The sequence below is a fragment of the Streptomyces sp. NPDC006339 genome, from assembly GCF_040612775.1.
Taxonomy (GTDB): domain Bacteria; phylum Actinomycetota; class Actinomycetes; order Streptomycetales; family Streptomycetaceae; genus Streptomyces.
This window is the reverse complement of sequence record NZ_JBEXQW010000018.1, coordinates 91,440-106,498: the sequence shown is the minus strand read 5'-3', so window position 1 is coordinate 106,498 and position 15,059 is coordinate 91,440. Positions and strand designations below refer to the sequence as shown.

Annotated in this window: 14 protein-coding genes and 1 tRNA gene; 8 read left to right on the top strand and 7 right to left on the bottom strand. The window is 72.8% G+C overall.

The genetic code is table 11. The annotated features are described in order from the left end of the window. Nucleotides 1-139 precede the first annotated feature (139 nt). Entirely contained in the window at nucleotides 140-973 is an 834-nt protein-coding gene (locus ABZ135_RS16970) for a hypothetical protein (RefSeq protein ID WP_356696364.1), read from the bottom strand. Nucleotides 974-1,213: 240 nt separating this feature from the next. Between ABZ135_RS16970 and ABZ135_RS16965 the strand changes: the two genes are divergently transcribed. After that, complete coding sequence (locus tag ABZ135_RS16965) at nucleotides 1,214-1,675, top strand: ATP-binding protein (RefSeq protein ID WP_356696362.1); 462 nt, start codon at nucleotides 1,214-1,216, stop codon at nucleotides 1,673-1,675. Between the two features lie 151 nt (nucleotides 1,676-1,826). On the opposite strand, the gene ABZ135_RS16960 is transcribed toward ABZ135_RS16965, so the two are convergent. After that, complete coding sequence (locus ABZ135_RS16960; RefSeq protein WP_356696360.1) at nucleotides 1,827-3,299, bottom strand: aminopeptidase P family protein; 1,473 nt, start codon at nucleotides 3,297-3,299, stop codon at nucleotides 1,827-1,829. Nucleotides 3,300-3,444: 145 nt separating this feature from the next. Then, a complete protein-coding gene (locus tag ABZ135_RS16955; RefSeq protein ID WP_356696358.1) occupies nucleotides 3,445-4,851 on the bottom strand; it encodes a PP2C family protein-serine/threonine phosphatase in 1,407 nt (468 codons plus the stop codon). A gap of 1,419 nt (nucleotides 4,852-6,270) precedes the next feature. On the opposite strand from ABZ135_RS16955, the gene ABZ135_RS16950 reads away from it, so the two are divergent. Together ABZ135_RS16950 and ABZ135_RS16945 are read left to right on the top strand one after the other, a co-directional pair. Continuing rightward, the gene (locus ABZ135_RS16950) at nucleotides 6,271-6,834 is read left to right on the top strand and encodes a bifunctional DNA primase/polymerase (protein WP_356696356.1); all 564 of its coding nucleotides are present in this window, start codon (nucleotides 6,271-6,273) and stop codon (nucleotides 6,832-6,834) included. 197 nt (nucleotides 6,835-7,031) lie between these two features. Continuing rightward, a complete protein-coding gene (locus ABZ135_RS16945) occupies nucleotides 7,032-7,703 on the top strand; it encodes a hypothetical protein (protein WP_356696354.1) in 672 nt (223 codons plus the stop codon). Between the two features lie 230 nt (nucleotides 7,704-7,933). Here ABZ135_RS16945 and ABZ135_RS16940 read toward each other — a convergent pair whose 3' ends face one another. The 3 genes from ABZ135_RS16940 to ABZ135_RS16930 all read right to left on the bottom strand — a co-directional run bounded on the left by ABZ135_RS16940 (nucleotide 7,934) and on the right by ABZ135_RS16930 (nucleotide 10,942). Further along, nucleotides 7,934-8,920: a DUF5926 family protein gene (locus ABZ135_RS16940; protein ID WP_356696352.1), complete on the bottom strand. Its 987-nt coding sequence runs from the start codon at nucleotides 8,918-8,920 to the stop codon at nucleotides 7,934-7,936. Between the two features lie 401 nt (nucleotides 8,921-9,321). Beyond that, nucleotides 9,322-9,927: an ATP-binding protein gene (locus ABZ135_RS16935; RefSeq protein ID WP_356696350.1), complete on the bottom strand. Its 606-nt coding sequence runs from the start codon at nucleotides 9,925-9,927 to the stop codon at nucleotides 9,322-9,324. 193 nt (nucleotides 9,928-10,120) lie between these two features. Then, nucleotides 10,121-10,942: a glycerophosphodiester phosphodiesterase gene (locus ABZ135_RS16930; RefSeq protein ID WP_356696348.1), complete on the bottom strand. Its 822-nt coding sequence runs from the start codon at nucleotides 10,940-10,942 to the stop codon at nucleotides 10,121-10,123. Nucleotides 10,943-11,093: 151 nt separating this feature from the next. Here ABZ135_RS16930 and ABZ135_RS16925 point away from each other — a divergent pair, with 151 nt between their 5' ends. Next, entirely contained in the window at nucleotides 11,094-12,482 is a 1,389-nt protein-coding gene (locus ABZ135_RS16925) for a trypsin-like peptidase domain-containing protein (protein WP_356696346.1), read from the top strand. 39 nt (nucleotides 12,483-12,521) lie between these two features. Here the strand turns inward: ABZ135_RS16925 and ABZ135_RS16920 are convergent, their stop codons facing one another. Beyond that, the gene (locus tag ABZ135_RS16920; protein WP_356696344.1) at nucleotides 12,522-13,340 is read right to left on the bottom strand and encodes a hypothetical protein; all 819 of its coding nucleotides are present in this window, start codon (nucleotides 13,338-13,340) and stop codon (nucleotides 12,522-12,524) included. A gap of 211 nt (nucleotides 13,341-13,551) precedes the next feature. Between ABZ135_RS16920 and ABZ135_RS16915 the strand changes: the two genes are divergently transcribed. The 4 genes from ABZ135_RS16915 to ABZ135_RS16900 all read left to right on the top strand — a co-directional run bounded on the left by ABZ135_RS16915 (nucleotide 13,552) and on the right by ABZ135_RS16900 (nucleotide 15,020). Further along, nucleotides 13,552-13,638 (top strand) — tRNA-Ser (locus ABZ135_RS16915). Nucleotides 13,639-13,829: 191 nt separating this feature from the next. After that, nucleotides 13,830-14,231: a DUF5958 family protein gene (locus tag ABZ135_RS16910; protein ID WP_356696342.1), complete on the top strand. Its 402-nt coding sequence runs from the start codon at nucleotides 13,830-13,832 to the stop codon at nucleotides 14,229-14,231. After that, nucleotides 14,228-14,479: a hypothetical protein gene (locus ABZ135_RS16905; protein WP_356696340.1), complete on the top strand. Its 252-nt coding sequence runs from the start codon at nucleotides 14,228-14,230 to the stop codon at nucleotides 14,477-14,479. Before ABZ135_RS16910 ends, ABZ135_RS16905 begins: the two co-directional genes overlap by 4 nt. A gap of 97 nt (nucleotides 14,480-14,576) precedes the next feature. Continuing rightward, nucleotides 14,577-15,020, top strand: a complete 444-nt coding sequence (locus ABZ135_RS16900) for a hypothetical protein (protein WP_356696338.1) — start codon at nucleotides 14,577-14,579, stop codon at nucleotides 15,018-15,020. The last annotated feature ends 39 nt before the right edge of the window (nucleotides 15,021-15,059 follow it).

Below are 15,059 nucleotides of genomic sequence, written 5' to 3'. Positions count from 1 at the left end.
CAACTCCAAGGAGAGGTGCGGAAGACATCCGCCGGACAGAGATCCCTGGACGGGCGTCCGGAAGACGTCGAAAGGCGGGTGTGCGTTCCGCGCGCGGGCGCGGACGACCGCGGACCCACCCCTCGAGGAGCGGTCCGCGTCAGGCTGCGAGGACGCAGGAGGCGGCCGGCGGGCCGCGCCTGATCACCGTGTCCGCGAGCAGCACCGCGGCCACTGGCGGCGGTGAGGAGTCGAAGGCGGTACGGGCGGGGCCGCCCGGCCCGTCGGCCGGAACGCCCGGCAGACCGGCGAGCAGGGCCCGTACGAGGTGGAGCGCGGCGCGCAGGGACCGTACGAGCGCGCACTCGGCGAACTCGGTGGCGCCCTGCCCGGACAGGGCGACGAGCCGGCCGAGGGCGAGGTCGCCGCGCCGCAGCAGCCAGCCGGTGACGAGCGCGGCCAGCAGGTGGCCGAGCAGCATCGGCAGGCTGGGCACCAGTTCGGCGGTCCGCGCGGTCGCGCCCGCCGCGCCCGGCAGGCCGGTCATCCCGGCCAGGTGGTCATGGACCCCGGCCGCGGCCCCGGCCCCGGCCGCCGTGGGGGCGGTGGGGGCGAGGCCCGCGTCGCCGACGATCCGGGCCGCGTCGGCCGGGCTCAGGGCGGCGGTGCCGCGTCCGCACACCAGCTTGGCGGCGAGCCGGATCAGGGTCTCGTTCGTCCCGGGGCCGGCGACGAACCGGCGCTGCCCGAGCCCGAACAGGGCGTGCAGGGCGAGCTGACCGCCCGCCAGCGCGCCGACGACGGCGGGCAGCGAACGCTCCCGCCCGGCGAAGAGCACCGTGATCCCGAAGACGCCGAGGAAGCCGGCGACCAGCGACCACGCGGCGATCCCCGCGCACGAGGCCAGCGCGTGCCCGAGCCCGGACAGCACGACACAGACCGCGGTGAACACCGCGGCCCTCAGCATGCGTGGCGCGAGCGCGGGGGCAGACATGGCGGGCCCATCATCGCACCAGCCCCTGCCCCCGCACGCGGCAGGTCCGGAAGGTCACGCTTGGGCGCCTTCGGGGCGACATACACCCCACAGGCGGGCGACATACACCCCGCACGGGGCGAGTGCATCCGCCGAACGAGCGCACTTGCGGCTCCCCGGGGCTTACGAGTCACCCCGCACGGCAATACGTATCGGTATGTCGTGCCGCAGCATGTCGAGCCGCAGCCAGGAGGCTGAAGCATGAGCATCTGGTGGTCCCTGCATCTGCGGCGCGAGGCCGCGAGCGTCCCGCTCGCCCGGCGACTGCTGCTCGGCACGATGGAGACCGCCGGTGTCGATCCCGACGTGTCCTACGAGCTGTCGGTGGCCCTGACCGAGGCGTGCGCGAACGCCGTCGAGCACGGCGGCCGGGACGCCCAGGGCCGGGGCGCGGCCTCGGAGGCGTACCGCGTCACCGCCTACCTCGACGGCGAGACCTGCCGCATCGAGGTGGCCGACTCGGGCCCCGGCTTCTCCGGCACGGTGGTGGAGCGCCGTACGGCCGCGGCGGCGGCGGACGACGCCGAGCACGGCCGCGGCCTGCGGCTGATCGAGGAGCTGGCCGACCACGTCCACTTCGGCCGTACGGGCCGGGGCGGGGCGCTGGTCAGCTTCGACAAGATCATCAAGTGGCGCGCGGACGCCCCGCTCGCCCTGACGTGACGTACGGACCCCTGCGCCCTGACGTGACGTACGGACCCTGCGCCCTGACGTGACGTACGGACCCTGCGCCCTGAGCTGACGTGCGAGGCCCCCGCCGACGGACGGTCGGCGGGGGCCTCGGACGGCGGCGTCGTACGGCGCGCGGGTGGGATCAGCCCTTCAGGCCCGCCATCCACGCCTCGACCTCGTCGGAGCGGCGCGGCAGCGCCTCCGAGAGGTTCCGGTTGCCGTCCTCCGTGACGAGGATGTCGTCCTCGATCCGGACGCCGATGCCCCGGTACTCCTCCGGCACGGTCAGGTCGTCGGCCTGGAAGTAGAGCCCGGGCTCCACGGTCAGGCACATGCCCGGCTCCAGGGTGGTGTCGACGTACGCCTCGGTGCGCGCGGCGGCGCAGTCGTGGACGTCCATGCCGAGCATGTGGCCGGTGCCGTGCAGGGTCCAGCGGCGCTGCAGGCCGAGCTCCAGGACCCGGTCGACCGGGCCCTCGACCAGGCCCCACTCGACCAGCTTCTCGGCGAGCACGCGCTGCGCCGCGTCGTGGAAGTCGCGGTAGGCGGCGCCGGGCTTCACCGCGGCGATGCCGGCCTCCTGCGCCTCGTACACGGCGTCGTAGATCTTGCGCTGGACGTCCGTGAACCGGCCGTTGATCGGCAGGGTGCGGGTGACGTCGGCGGTGTAGAGCTCGGTGGTCTCCACGCCGGCGTCGAGCAGCAGCAGGTCGCCGGAGCGGACCGGGCCGTCGTTGCGGACCCAGTGGAGGGTGCAGGCGTGCGGGCCGGCGGCGGCGATGGTGCCGTAGCCGACGTCGTTGCCCTCGACCCGGGCGCGCAGGAAGAAGGTGCCCTCGATGTAGCGCTCGCTGGTCGCCTCGGCCTTGTCGAGGACCTTGACGACGTCCTCGAAGCCGCGGGCGGTGGAGTCGCACGCCTTCTGCAGCTCGGCGATCTCGAACGCGTCCTTCACGAGGCGGGCCTCGGAGAGGTAGACGCGCAGTTCCTCGTCGCGCTCGGCGGTGACCTTGTCGACGAGCGCGGCCTCGATGCCGGCGTCGTGGCCGCGGACGTTGCGGACCGGGCCGGTGGCCTCCTTCAGCCACGCGGGCAGCTCGCGGACGTCCTTCGCCGGGATGCCGAGCAGTTGCTCCGCCTCGGCGAGGGAGTGGCGGCGGCCGACCCACAGCTCGCCCATGCCGTCGAGCCAGAACTCGCCGTTCTCGCGGTCCGAGCGCGGCAGCAGGTAGATCGTGGCCTGGTGACCGCCGCCCTTGACCGGCTCGAGCACGAGCACGCCGTCGTGCGTCTGGTCACCGGTGAGGTACGCGTACTCGGTGGAGGCGCGGAAGCTGTACTCGGTGTCGTTCGACCGGGTCTTCAGGTTGCCGGCCGGGATCACCAGGCGCTCGCCCGGGAAGCGGGCGGACAGCGCGGCGCGCCGGGCGGCGGTGTGGGCGGCCTGGGCGATCGGCTCCAGGCCGTGCAGCTCGGTGTCGGCCCAGCCGGACCTCATGTTCTCGGCGAGCTCGTCGGAGACGCCCTGGTACAGGCCGTTCTTGCGCTGCTTGATCGGCTGCTCTTCGGATTCCTCCGGGGTCTCCGGGTTCTCCGGCGTGAGCTCCTCGGCCACGGGTCTGCCTCCTTGTGGGTACGACAGTGGTACGACACTGAACCATCACCATCGTACGGTCGTGCGGAAGGGTCCCAGAGGCGGAAGACCTCTTACCTGTGGGGCACCGGTGCGGGGCGGGGGCGGTGGTGGCCGTGCTCACCGCTCACTCGAAGCGTGCCGCGAGCAGGACCACGTCCTCCCCGTCGGCGGCGGGCGCGTCCAGGCCCTCCGGCAGCACGGTCCGCAGGACGTGGTCCGCGACGGCGCCCGGGTCGGCCCGGTCCGCCGCCGGCACGCTCGCCGCGGCGGCGTGCAGTCGTGCGAAGGCCCGGTCCATGGGATCGCCGGTCCGCCGGAGCAGCCCGTCGGTGTACAGCAGCACCGTTTCTCCGGGCGCGGGCGACAGCTCGACGCTGGGCGCCTCCCAGCAGGCCAGCATGCCGAGCGGGGCGGAGAGCGAGGTCTCCACGTACTCGGTGCGGTGCTCGCCGACGATCAGTGGAGGGGTGTGCCCGGCCCCGGCCAGGACGATCCGGCGCGCCTGCGGCTCGCAGTAGGCGAAGAGCGCGGTCGCCGAGCGGGCCGGTTCGGTGAGGCGGAGCAGCAGTTCCAGGTCGGAGAGGACGGCGACCGGGTCCTCGCCCTCCATCACGGCGTAGGCGCGCAGGGACGCCCGCAGCCGGCCCATGGCGGCCAGTGCGCTCGGCCCGCTGCCGCTGACCGAGCCGACGGCGAGACCGAGGGCGCCCTCCGGCAGCGGAAGGGCGTCGTACCAGTCGCCGCCGCCGCGCGGGCCGGTGCGGTGCCGGGCCGCGAGCTGTACGTCGGCGACCCGGGGCAGCCGACTGGGCAGCAGCTCCGCGGCCACGGTGGCGACCTGGGCGCGGGCGCGCTCGACCTCCAGGAGGCGGGCCAGGTGTTCGGTGGCGAACCTGCCGTAGAGGCCGACGAGGTGGCGCTGGCGTTCGGCGGGCTCGGCGGGCTCGTCGTACAGCCAGACGACGGCGCCGAGCTTCCCGGCCTCCTCGGTGGCGAGCGGCAGGGCGTAGCTGGCGGCGTAGCCGAGCCGGGCCGCGACCTCGCGGTGGCGCGGGTCGAGGTCCCGCTCGCCGCGCAGGTCGGGGATGGCGATGGGGCGCGGCAGGGTGCCTTCGGGCAACGGATCGAGACCGTCGAGGATGCGGCCGTACGAGGTGACGCTGCGGGGGACGGTCTCGATGGTGCCGAGCTCGGCGTGGGCGAGGCCGAGGCCGACGGTGGTGGCCGGGCCGAGGCCGTCGGCCGGTTCGAGGACGGCCATGCCGCGGCGGGCCCCGACGAGGGAGGCGCCGGCGCGCAGCACCTCGTGCAGGGCGTCGTCGAGGGCGGTGGTCCTGATCAGGGACTCGGTGTGTTCGTGGAGAAGGGTGAGATCGGAGACCCAGCCGGCGAGGCGGTCCTGGAGCGGCCCGCCCGGGGCCAGGTCTCCGGAGGGCAGCGGCGGGATGGGGGCGGCGGGCGCCGCAGTGTGCGGGGGAGAAGGAACAGTGGAATCGATTCCGGCCACTTTCGGCGCGCGAGGTGTAGTCATGGCACTCGGCTTTCCGACCTGCGCGTTTCATGCAATAGCATCGCAAACCCCCAAGTCATTCTGCGCCGCTATCCATCGATCCACATCTACACGCACATGTGGATCGATGTCCAGCATTGTCACCATGGGACTTCTGGTGTCCGTGAGATGTGACGAGAGGGTTGAAGAGTAGGGGAAGTTGGCCGAAAATTGCCCCCGGTGTGCACCATTTGCGGTCGACTGGCGTCGTTTGAAAGAGCGTCATTTCGAGCGTGACGGGTACGTAATCGGTGACGGGCAGGGGCAGTTGGACACGCCCCTGAATACGGACGCGGAACCCGGGCGTCCTCATCGCCGCAGGCAGCACCCCTACCCGAGTGGCGGGGAACGTGTTCCGGCAGGACCTCGGTCTGGAACGACCGCCAGGAACGACCGCCAGGAACGACGCCTGAGAAAGACCGACCGGAAAGACCGCCCGGACCGCCCGGAAAGATCGTTCGGATGGATCGCCCGGCAAGATCGCCGGAAAGATCGTCGGGAGAGATCGTCGGGAGCGCAGTCCGGCTCGGGCGCAGCTCGTACGCGCTGACGCGCGGTGATACGCACGGTGAAGACGCGTGCACGTGGTGTGATGCGAGACGACACGTGGTGCACGGGTGTGATGTGGATTCGGCGTTCAACGGAAAGGAACGAGCGCTCATGCGCGAGATCCTCGGAAGGCGACGCAGGCTCCGGTTCGGGCGCGGGAAGCGCGAGGCGGGCACGGAGGGCATGGAGAGCGCGAAGCACACGCAAGGCGACCAGGAGCCCCAGGGCGTGCGCGGTGCGCGCGGTGCGCGTGCCGAGCAGGGCGCACGCGAGGCGCCCGGCGCGCAGGACCTGCGGCGGACGGGCCGGGCCCCGCGCAGGCGGCGCGGTGACCGCGGAGCACGGGCCACCCCCGGCTCCGCCGACGCCGCGCTCCTGTACGCCACCGCCTGGGACTGGCCGGTGCTGCCCGGCGTGGGCCTGCGGACGACCGGATCGGTGACATCGAGCGGACCCGGGGCGGCGAGCGCATCGGGGACCGCGGGGGCCGAGGGCGTGGACCCGACGGACGGTCCGGCGGACGGTCCGGCGATCGGCCCAGTGGCCACCTCGCGGGTGCTGCGACTGCGGGCGGCCCTTGCGCGGAGCTCCGGATCATGGGCTGCCGGAACGTGGGGCCCCGGATCATGGGCTTCCGGATGGCTGAGGGCGGGCGCTTCGGCGACCGGATGGACGGGTGCGGGAGCTGCGGGGTCCGGGGTTACGGGCTCGGGGACCAGGGGCTCGGGGGCTGTGGGCGCCGGGTCTGCGGGATCCGGGGTTACGGGCTCGGGCTCGGGCTCGGCGGTCAGGGGGGCTGCGGGCGCCGGGGCCACGGGGTCCCGGTCTCAGGGGTCCGGCTCGGCGGCGGAGGTGCCCGTGGGCGCCGCCTCCCGCGCGGCCGCCGCCGCGAGCTGCGCCTGTCCCGACCCCGAGTGCGTGGTGCCCGGGGCCCACCCCTTCGACCCCGGCCTCCTCGCGGCCACCACCGACGCCCGCATGATCCGCTGGTGGTGGAGCAGCCGCCCCGAGGCACCGGTCCTGCTCGCCACCGGGGGCCGCGCCCCCTGCGCGGTGAGCCTGCCGGCCGTCGCCGGCGCCCGGGCGCTCGCCGCGCTCGACGCGCAGGGCATGCGGCTCGGCCCGGTCGTCGCCACGCCCACCCGCTGGGCGATCCTCGTCGCCCCGTACGACCTCGAACGGCTCGGGGACCTCCTCTACGCGAAGGACAGCGTGCCCAGCTCGCTGCGCTTCCACGGCGAGGGCGGCTATCTGCCGCTGCCGCCCCCGACCACCGGGACCGGTCAGGTCCGCTGGGAGCGGGCGCCGCTGGAGGGCTCCGCGCGGCCGTGGCTGCCGGACGTGGAGGCCGTGGTGGACGCGCTGGTCGAGGCGAGTTCGAGTACGCCGGGCGGCGGCAGCAGACTCGCGTACTGACGTCCTCCCGGCACCCGTTCACCCGAACGGGTGTGGAACGCCCCGACATCCAGGGGAAACGGCCGCGCGGCCGGCCGGGAGTCCGCCGGCCGCGGCTATCTTCGCCGGGAGGATCCGTACGGAGGATCCGAGGATCCGAGGATCCGTTCCGGAGAACCGGAGGACCGGAGAAGCGGGTGGGCCGACGTATGGGGCGCATGAGTCCGGCGAAGCTTCGTGGTCTGGGGCTCGGGGCCGCCGTGGTGATCGCCGTACTGGTACCGATCGCCGCGTCGGCCGGCCCCACCGCGGAACGGGCCGGGGAGTCGTCCGGTGCCTCAGGTGCTTCCGGTACGTCCGGCGCTTCCGGTGCCGCCGACGACGCGAAGCCGAAGGAACTGCTCTCGGATCTGGACCTCGGCGACCACCGTCCCGGCGACTCCCGCCCCGCCTCCCCCGCCTCCCCCGCCTCCCCGGCCGCCCCGGCTTTCCCGCCCTCCGCGGCTTCCGAGGGGGAGGCGCAGGCCGCTCCCCTTCCCTCCGCCACGCGCTGCGGACCGGAACTCGCCTCACCCGACGGCGTCGAGGCGCAGACCTGTGTGGTGACCGAGGGCGCCGACACCTGGGCGCGTACGTACTACCGGAACACGACGGGCCAGGAGCTCGACGCGGTCCTCACACTGATGGCCCCCGGCGGGCGGACCGTACAGGTGCGGTGCGCGGTCGAGGCGCGGGACGAACCGGGGACGTGCGAGACGCCGAGGGAACGCGGTCGCGGGGCCGCCGAGGCATATTCGGCCGTGTCGGAATTCGCCGGGGCGGGAGAGGACGGCGAGGCACCGCTGCTCCTGCGCTCGGGCAGCAACGCACCGGAGTCCGACGGCATTTGAGCCGCGCGCCGAGCGCCGCGGCCTTCCGGGAGCTTTCCCGGGCATGAGAAGACCCGGTCGCTGGCGACGGGGGATGCACCAGCGACCGGGCTTCAAGAACGGTAACAAGAGATCTGCCGTTCGCAAATTCGATCTCGGTTATTCGGACAGGGATTTAGCCCCTCGGACGAGGGGTTGTGGCGGACGTCACCGACTGGTCGGTCTGTCAGTCACCGATCCCGCCCGGGGTGTCAGCTCAGCGTCACCTGACGGTTGGTGAGACCGCCGCGCGCCCGGCGCTCCTCGGTGCTCAGCGGGGCGTCCGAGGCAAGGGCCGCGGCGAGCCGCTCGGCGAACTCGGCGGCGGGCTTCTCGCAGTCCTCCGCCGTCATCGTGGTCGGCAGGTCCCACACCGGAACCATGAGGCCGTGCGCCCGGAACGAGCCCACGAGGCGGGTGTCGGGGCCGAGCGAGGAGGTGCCGGCGGCCTGGAGCCGGGCCAGCGCGTCGAGCAGCTTCTCCTCGGGGTGCGGCATGACCCAGCGCAGGTGGTTCTTGTCCGGGGTCTCGCACCAGTACGCCGAGTCGACGCCGGCCAGCTTCACGGTGGGGATGGCGGCGGCGTTGGCGCGCTCCAGGGAGGCGGCGACCTCCGGGTTGGAATTGTCCGCCGACTCCGGAATCCAGAATTCGAAACCGGAGTGCACGTCCGGCGCAAAATCGCTGTCCAGGTCGAGCAGATCCTGAAGTCGCGGACCCTCCGCCGGTACGCGACGGGCGGCGACCGGCGTCCCGGGCTCGGCCACCAGGGCGCGCTCCAGGGTGTCGGCGAGGTCGCGGGCCAGGTCGCCGGACGAGGTGTCGTTCTGCAGCGCGATCAGCACGGAGCCGTCGTCGCGGCGCAGCGCGGGCCAGGCCATCGGCAGCACGGTCGCCAGCGTCACGGACGGCACGCCCTCGGGCAGCCCGCCCTTGAGGGTGAGCGGCGCGGTCGCGGCGGGGACCAGCTCGCGCAGCGCGACCCAGTCGCACTCGCCGGGCAGTCCCTCGAAGGGGCGCTGGACGAGCTCGGTCACGGCGTGCGCGGCGGCCCGGCCGTGACACGCCTTGTAACGGCGACCCGAACCGCAGGGGCAGGGCTCGCGCGCGCCGACGACCGGGATCTCCCCGTTCGTGACCTGTCCCTGGCCGGTCGTGCCGGCCTTGCCGGGCTTCGTCTGGGGGCGCTTCTTGGCCATGGTGTGGCTTTCTCCCGATCGCGGCGGTGCTGTGTCGGGCGCGAGCCTAGCCGTACGCGGTCCCGCATGCCGGGATGCCGGACGCCTTCCACCGGGCGGGCGACAAGGCCCGCCCGCCGGAACGGCCGTACGAACACCGGCTGTCGGTCACCGGGCCGGCTGTCGGATTCCGAACCGGCACCGGTGGTTGTCACCGGGCCGGCTGTCGGTCACCGGCACCGGCACCAGGGTCGCGGCCGGCACCGGGGTCGCGGCCGGCACCGGCACCAGGTCGGCTGTCGGTCACCGGCACCGGGGTCGCGGCCGGCACCGGGGTCGCGGCCGGAGCCGGAGCGGGGACCGCCACCGGGGCCGGGCCCCTGCCTAGGGGTGCGGCCCGGGCCTTGTGCCGGACCTCGGCCTCACTCCAGCTCGTCGTACGCGTCCAGGAAGTCGAGTCCGGAGCCGCCGCCGACCCGCGCCGCGAAGTCCTCGCGGCGGTGGCCCTCGGTGACCAGCACCCACACCGTGACCTCACCCGTCGCGCTGTCCCGTACGCCCCAGTCCTGGGCGAGCGCGCTGATGATGTTCAGCCCGCGGCCGCCGCGCGCGGTGACCGACGGGGTGGCCGGGACGGGCCGGGTGGGACCACCGCCGTCCGTCACCTCGACCCTCAGGCCACCGGCCTTGTCGATGCTCCACGCCGCACGGACGTCACCCTCGCCCACGTCCGCGTCGCGGCCCAGCGGTCTCCCGTGCCGACAGGCGTTGCTGAGCAGTTCCGAAAGGATCAGTACCGCGTCGTCGACGACCGATTCGGACATCCCGTTGCGGCTCAACTGCTCCCGCATCCGGTGTCGCGCCTCACCCACGCCCGCAGGGCCATGGGGAACGGCCATGCTCGACGACGTGGGCACCTCCTGTGCCACCACCAACGCCACCCCCGAGACCTCCTTTGCCCCACGCCACGTGGTGAATGCCCCAATGGCCTGGACCGGAAACCGGCCAGTCCGCCTCCGGTGACGCACTCGTGACGATCGAGTAGGTTCCGAACGCGCCGGTGCACTCCCCTCACCCGTGTGACGGATGGTGCACAAGGGACACCGCGGCCACAGGGTGCGGGTGCGGCGCGGCGGTGTGGCGCTTGAGGCGAGGCGGTCGCGGCGAGGCGGTGTGGCGCCTGCACGAGGCGGTGCGGCGGTGCGGCGAGGGGCCTCCGGGCTAGAGACGGCCGAGCTGGGACAGCACCTGCTTCGGCCGGTTCGTGATGATCGCGTCCACGCCGAGCCGCCGGCACAGCTCCACGTCCTCCGCCTCGTCCACGGTCCACACGTGCACCGGGTGACCGGCCTTCTGCAGGCGCAGGATCACGGCGGGGTTGTGGCGCACGATCCGGATCGACGGTCCCGCGATCCGCGCCCCGGCCGGCAGCCGTCCCTCGCGCAGCCGCGGGGTGACGAACTGGGAGAGGGAGACCGTGGGCATGGTCGGCGCGGCCACCGCGATCCGGTGGAGCGAGCGGGGCGAGAAGCTCATGACGCGTACGGGGGAGTCCTCGGGCGCGGCGGGTGCGGCGAGCCCGAAGCGGTCGAGCAACTGGAGCAGTTTCTCCTCGACCTGCCCGGCCCAGCGGGTGGGGTGTTTGGTCTCGATGGCCAGCTCGATGCGGCGGCCGGCGTCGGAGACCAGCTCCAGGAGCCGTTCGAGGGTGAGGACGGAGGTGGCTCCGGGGTCCCCCCAGTCGGGGCCCTCGCCGGCCTCCTCGCGTCCCTTCCAGGTGCCGAAGTCGAGCGCGGCGAGATCGGCGAGCTCGAGGGCGGAGACGGCGCCGCGGCCGTTGGAGGTGCGGTTGACGCGGCGGTCGTGGACGCAGACGAGGTGGCCGTCGGCGGTGAGCCGGACGTCGCACTCCAGGGCGTCGGCGCCGTCCTCGATGGCCTTCACGTAGGCGGCCAGCGTGTGTTCCGGGGCGTCCTCGGAGGCTCCGCGGTGGGCGACCACCTGGATGGGGAGGCGGTTCGGTTGCTGCGGTGCGTGGGTCACCGCGTCATGGTACGGGCGCCCGTTATGCCCTATGTAAACAATCGGGTGCGGACGCACAGCTCCGGCTTACAGTGGCCTGACGCGCTGTGGGAAAAGCTGACTGCAGCGACCGTGCGACGAGTGGACGTGGCCAGTGAACGAGGAGAGAGCTGTGAGCACCGAGAACGAGGGCGCGGCGGTTCCGGCGGACCGGAGCACCCCGTCCACCCCTCCCACGCCCCCCACGCCCCCCACGCCTCCGACTCCCCCGGCGGCCGAGCCCGCCGCCGAACCGGTGACGGCGGTCCAGGAGCCGGTGCCCGCCCCTGCCCCGACCCCCGCCCCGGCGGGCCCGGCTCCCGCCTCGGCCGGCGGCTGGCCGCCCGCCCCGCCCGTGACGCCGGCCTGGGCCGCGCCGGCCGCCCCCGAGGCGCCGCGCAAGCGCGGCGGCGGCCTGGTGGCGGCCGTCCTCGTCGCGGCCCTGGTCGCCGGCGGTGTCGGCGGCGGCGTCGGCTACTGGGCGGCGTCCGAGCGGGACGGCGGCACGACCAGTTCGACCACGGTCTCCGTGGGCGACTCCCCGGCCTCCTTCAAGCGCGACCCGGGCACCGTCGCCGCCGTCGCGGCCAAGGCCCTGCCCAGCGTCGTCACCATCCAGGCCAAGTCCGGAGCCGTGGAGGGCGAGGGCGGCACGGGCACCGGCTTCGTCTACGACAAGGAAGGCCACATCGTCACCAACAACCACGTGGTGGCGTCGGCGGCGGAGGGCGGCACGCTCTCCGTGACCTTCTCCAACGGCAAGGCGTACGACGCGGAGGTCATCGGCCGCGCCGAGGGCTACGACGTCGCCGTACTGAAGCTGAAGAACGCCCCGTCGAACCTCGCGCCGCTGCCCCTGGGCGACTCCGACAAGGTCGCCGTCGGCGACTCCACCATCGCGATCGGCGCGCCCTTCGGCCTGTCGAACACGGTCACCACCGGCATCATCAGCGCCAAGAACCGCCCGGTGGCCTCCGGCGACGGCTCCGGCGGCAAGAACTCGTACATGAGCGCCCTGCAGACCGACGCCTCGATCAACCCGGGCAACTCCGGCGGCCCGCTGCTCGACGCGCGCGGCGCGGTGATCGGCATCAACTCCGCGATCCAGTCGGCGGGCAGCGGCTTCGGCCAGTCCCAGGCCGGCTCCATCGGCCTCGGCTTCGCCATCCCGGTCAACCAGGCCAAGAACGTCGCCGAGCAGCTCATCAAGACGGGCAAGCCCGTCTACCCGGTCATCGGCGCCACGGTGAACATGCAGGACAAGGGCGAGGGCGCCACCATCGCCGACCAGGGCTCCGGTGGCACCCCCGCCATCGCCCCGAACGGCCCCGCGGCCAAGGCCGGCCTGCAGCCGGGCGACGTCATCACCGGCTTCGGCGACCGCCAGATCGACAGCGGCCCGACCCTGATCAGCGAGATCTGGACCCACAAGCCCGGCGACACCGTCAAGATCACCTACGAACGCGCCGGCAAGACCGCCACCACCACCGTCACCCTCGGCGAACGCACGGGCGACAACTGACGCCGACACGCACCTGTCGCCGGCGCCCCGCTCCGGGCGTCAGGCGGCGGGATCCCACACGCCGTCGAACAAGGCCAGCTCCAGCAGGTCCGCTTGCGCCTCGGGCGGCCACCCGATGCCCGCCTCCCTCAACTGCTGTGTGGCCGCGGCCATCCACCCCATGTACGTCTCGTAGCGATGAGGTGTCCAGCCACCGTCCGACCAGACCCAGCCCGCCACGTCGGCGGCGGAGTCCAGCCCCATGTCCCGCCCGACCCGCTGGGCATGGGCGCGCACGACACGGGCGACGCGCCGGTCCAGGATCAGCGCACGGGGTGAGCGCGGATCACCGGCCGTGAGGTCGAGGAAGTGGAGGGAGTCGAGGAAGTAGAGCAGCTTGGTGAAGAAGGCCGGGCCGAGGCCGCTCACCGCTCCGTACAGTGCGCGGTATCCGGCGACCGCTCCCTTCTCGCGAAGGGCCGCGCGTGCCTCGGCCACCGCGTCGCCGACGTGCGAGGCCGCCAAGATCTTCTTGAGCCGGTGCGGCCCGTATCCCGCCCTTCCCTGCCCCCACACATACGGCGCGACGAGCGCCTCGGACCATGCCTCGCGCCCGACCGCGTCCCGTACGGCGTCGACGACCTGGGACCGGCTGATCGCCATGACCTGGGCATGCTTCTGCCCCGCGAGTCGAGCGGGCCACGGTTCCACCCCGGTCCAGTGCGCGGGCACGTACGTCACGGAGTGGCCGCCGACGCCCGCCACGTAACGCGCCCCGGGCCCGGCCAACCAGCTCGCCACCGCCTCGACGGCGGAAGGCGGCAAGCGACGCCTCATCAGCTCGGCGTCGAGCGCATCCGCGTCATCCTGTCGTCCCATCGATAGGTCCCTCCCCCTCCCCGAGTGGACGGATCGACATGATGGCAGCGGTTCAGCCCTCGCAGGGCGGCTTTCGACGAAGCGGCACGCCGACCGGTCGTCGTCTCCGAACAGACGCCGACGCCCCGTGGCCGGCCTCCGGTCGCGCTGCCCTGCCCGAGCCGTCCAGCCGGTAGGCTGTAGCCGCTCCGCGCCGGTGAGGCGGGGCGTGGGTGGGTTGCCCGAGCGGCCTAAGGGAACGGTCTTGAAAACCGTCGAGGCAGCGATGTCTCCGTGGGTTCAAATCCCACACCCACCGCACGAACGAACGGCCCCTGACCAGGAACGACGGTCAGGGGCCGTCTGCTTGGCCGATCGCTTCGATCGTCTGGTTTTCCCGGTTGTTCCCTGTCCGGTCGGGCGCGGAAGAGGCACGCAGAACGCGCGGAAACGTGCTGCTCGCGGGTGGTCGTGGCGGTACCGTCGGCCTGATCACGGGAAGGGGGGGCTGTGTTGTACGCCCACGAGGTGATCCTGAACGAACTCGCACAGGGGCGCAGCCCCATGGCTGAGGGTGTCGAATGGTTCGAGGGCTTGCCGGAAGATGAGCAGCGCAAGGTCTTGCACACTCTGGTGCTGTTCTGCGGTCAGGCTCGCGCGAGAGAGGACGATGTGCCTGAGAGCATCGCGCGCTCTGGCATTCGTCCCACTCACACGCCTGCGGTGATGCTCATGAAGTGGCGCTTCGGGATGGAAAGCCTTCCGGCTTATGAACTCACGAAGTCATTCCGCCTGCTCGTTGCCCTCTTCAGCATCGCCGATACCCGTAGGCGGGAGTTGCACTGCGCCGGCGGATGCGGTCACGCGTGGCACAACTTGTCAGCTCAGCCGCAGGAGGGGGATGGGGCGTGAAGAACGAAGCTAAGGCACTCGCCGTGGGGTGGGGGTGCTGGCTGTTGCTGGGGTTCAAGGCCGCCCCTCACCGGCACAACACGGACATTGCCGATACGGCCTTCTTGGTCTTCTTCGGGCTGTCCACTCTCTTGGCGCTCGCCATGACCGTCCGCTTCCTGTACCGCCTCGTAACGACCCTGCGCCGGGCCTCGGAACCCCGTGCGGCGACGAGCGACCATGAGGAAACCGCCGCCGAATCGCCCTGATGCCGTGCTGTGTGACCGGACTCCGGGGTGGTTGTCAGTGGCCGTTGCTAGCGTCCGGTCCATCCAGCACTGCGGTGCGGGGAGGGGAGGGATGCACGTGGGCGCGTCGGGGTGGGACTACTCGGTGCCGTATCAGGAGGATCTCGGCGGAGCGTTCGGCGCGCTGCGGCGGAAGGTCTTCGAGGAGCGGGACTACTACTGGGCCCCGGGCGGCGACTGGCGGCCGGAGGAGGAGCGGCTGCCGTGGCCCGAGACCGAGGAGGAGCTGTGGGAGAACGAGATCGTGCAGCAGGCCGGGACGCACTCGATCCTCGACATCTTCCGGATCATCGCGCAGGACGAGGAGCCTGACTACGGCGCGATGAAGCAGGTGACCGAGGAGGAGGCGCTGCGGGTCCTGGGGACGAGGAAGCTCACGCGGGCGGATGTGCCACGGTTCGAGGAGTTCGACCAGTGGCGTTGGTACGGGCGGTGTGCCGTGCTCCATGACGACCGGGGGCGGGCCGAAGAGATTTATTTCTGGGGCTGCTCCGGCGACTGATTCGCCAGGGCGGCCGCGTCACCGTTGTCCCCGCCCCCG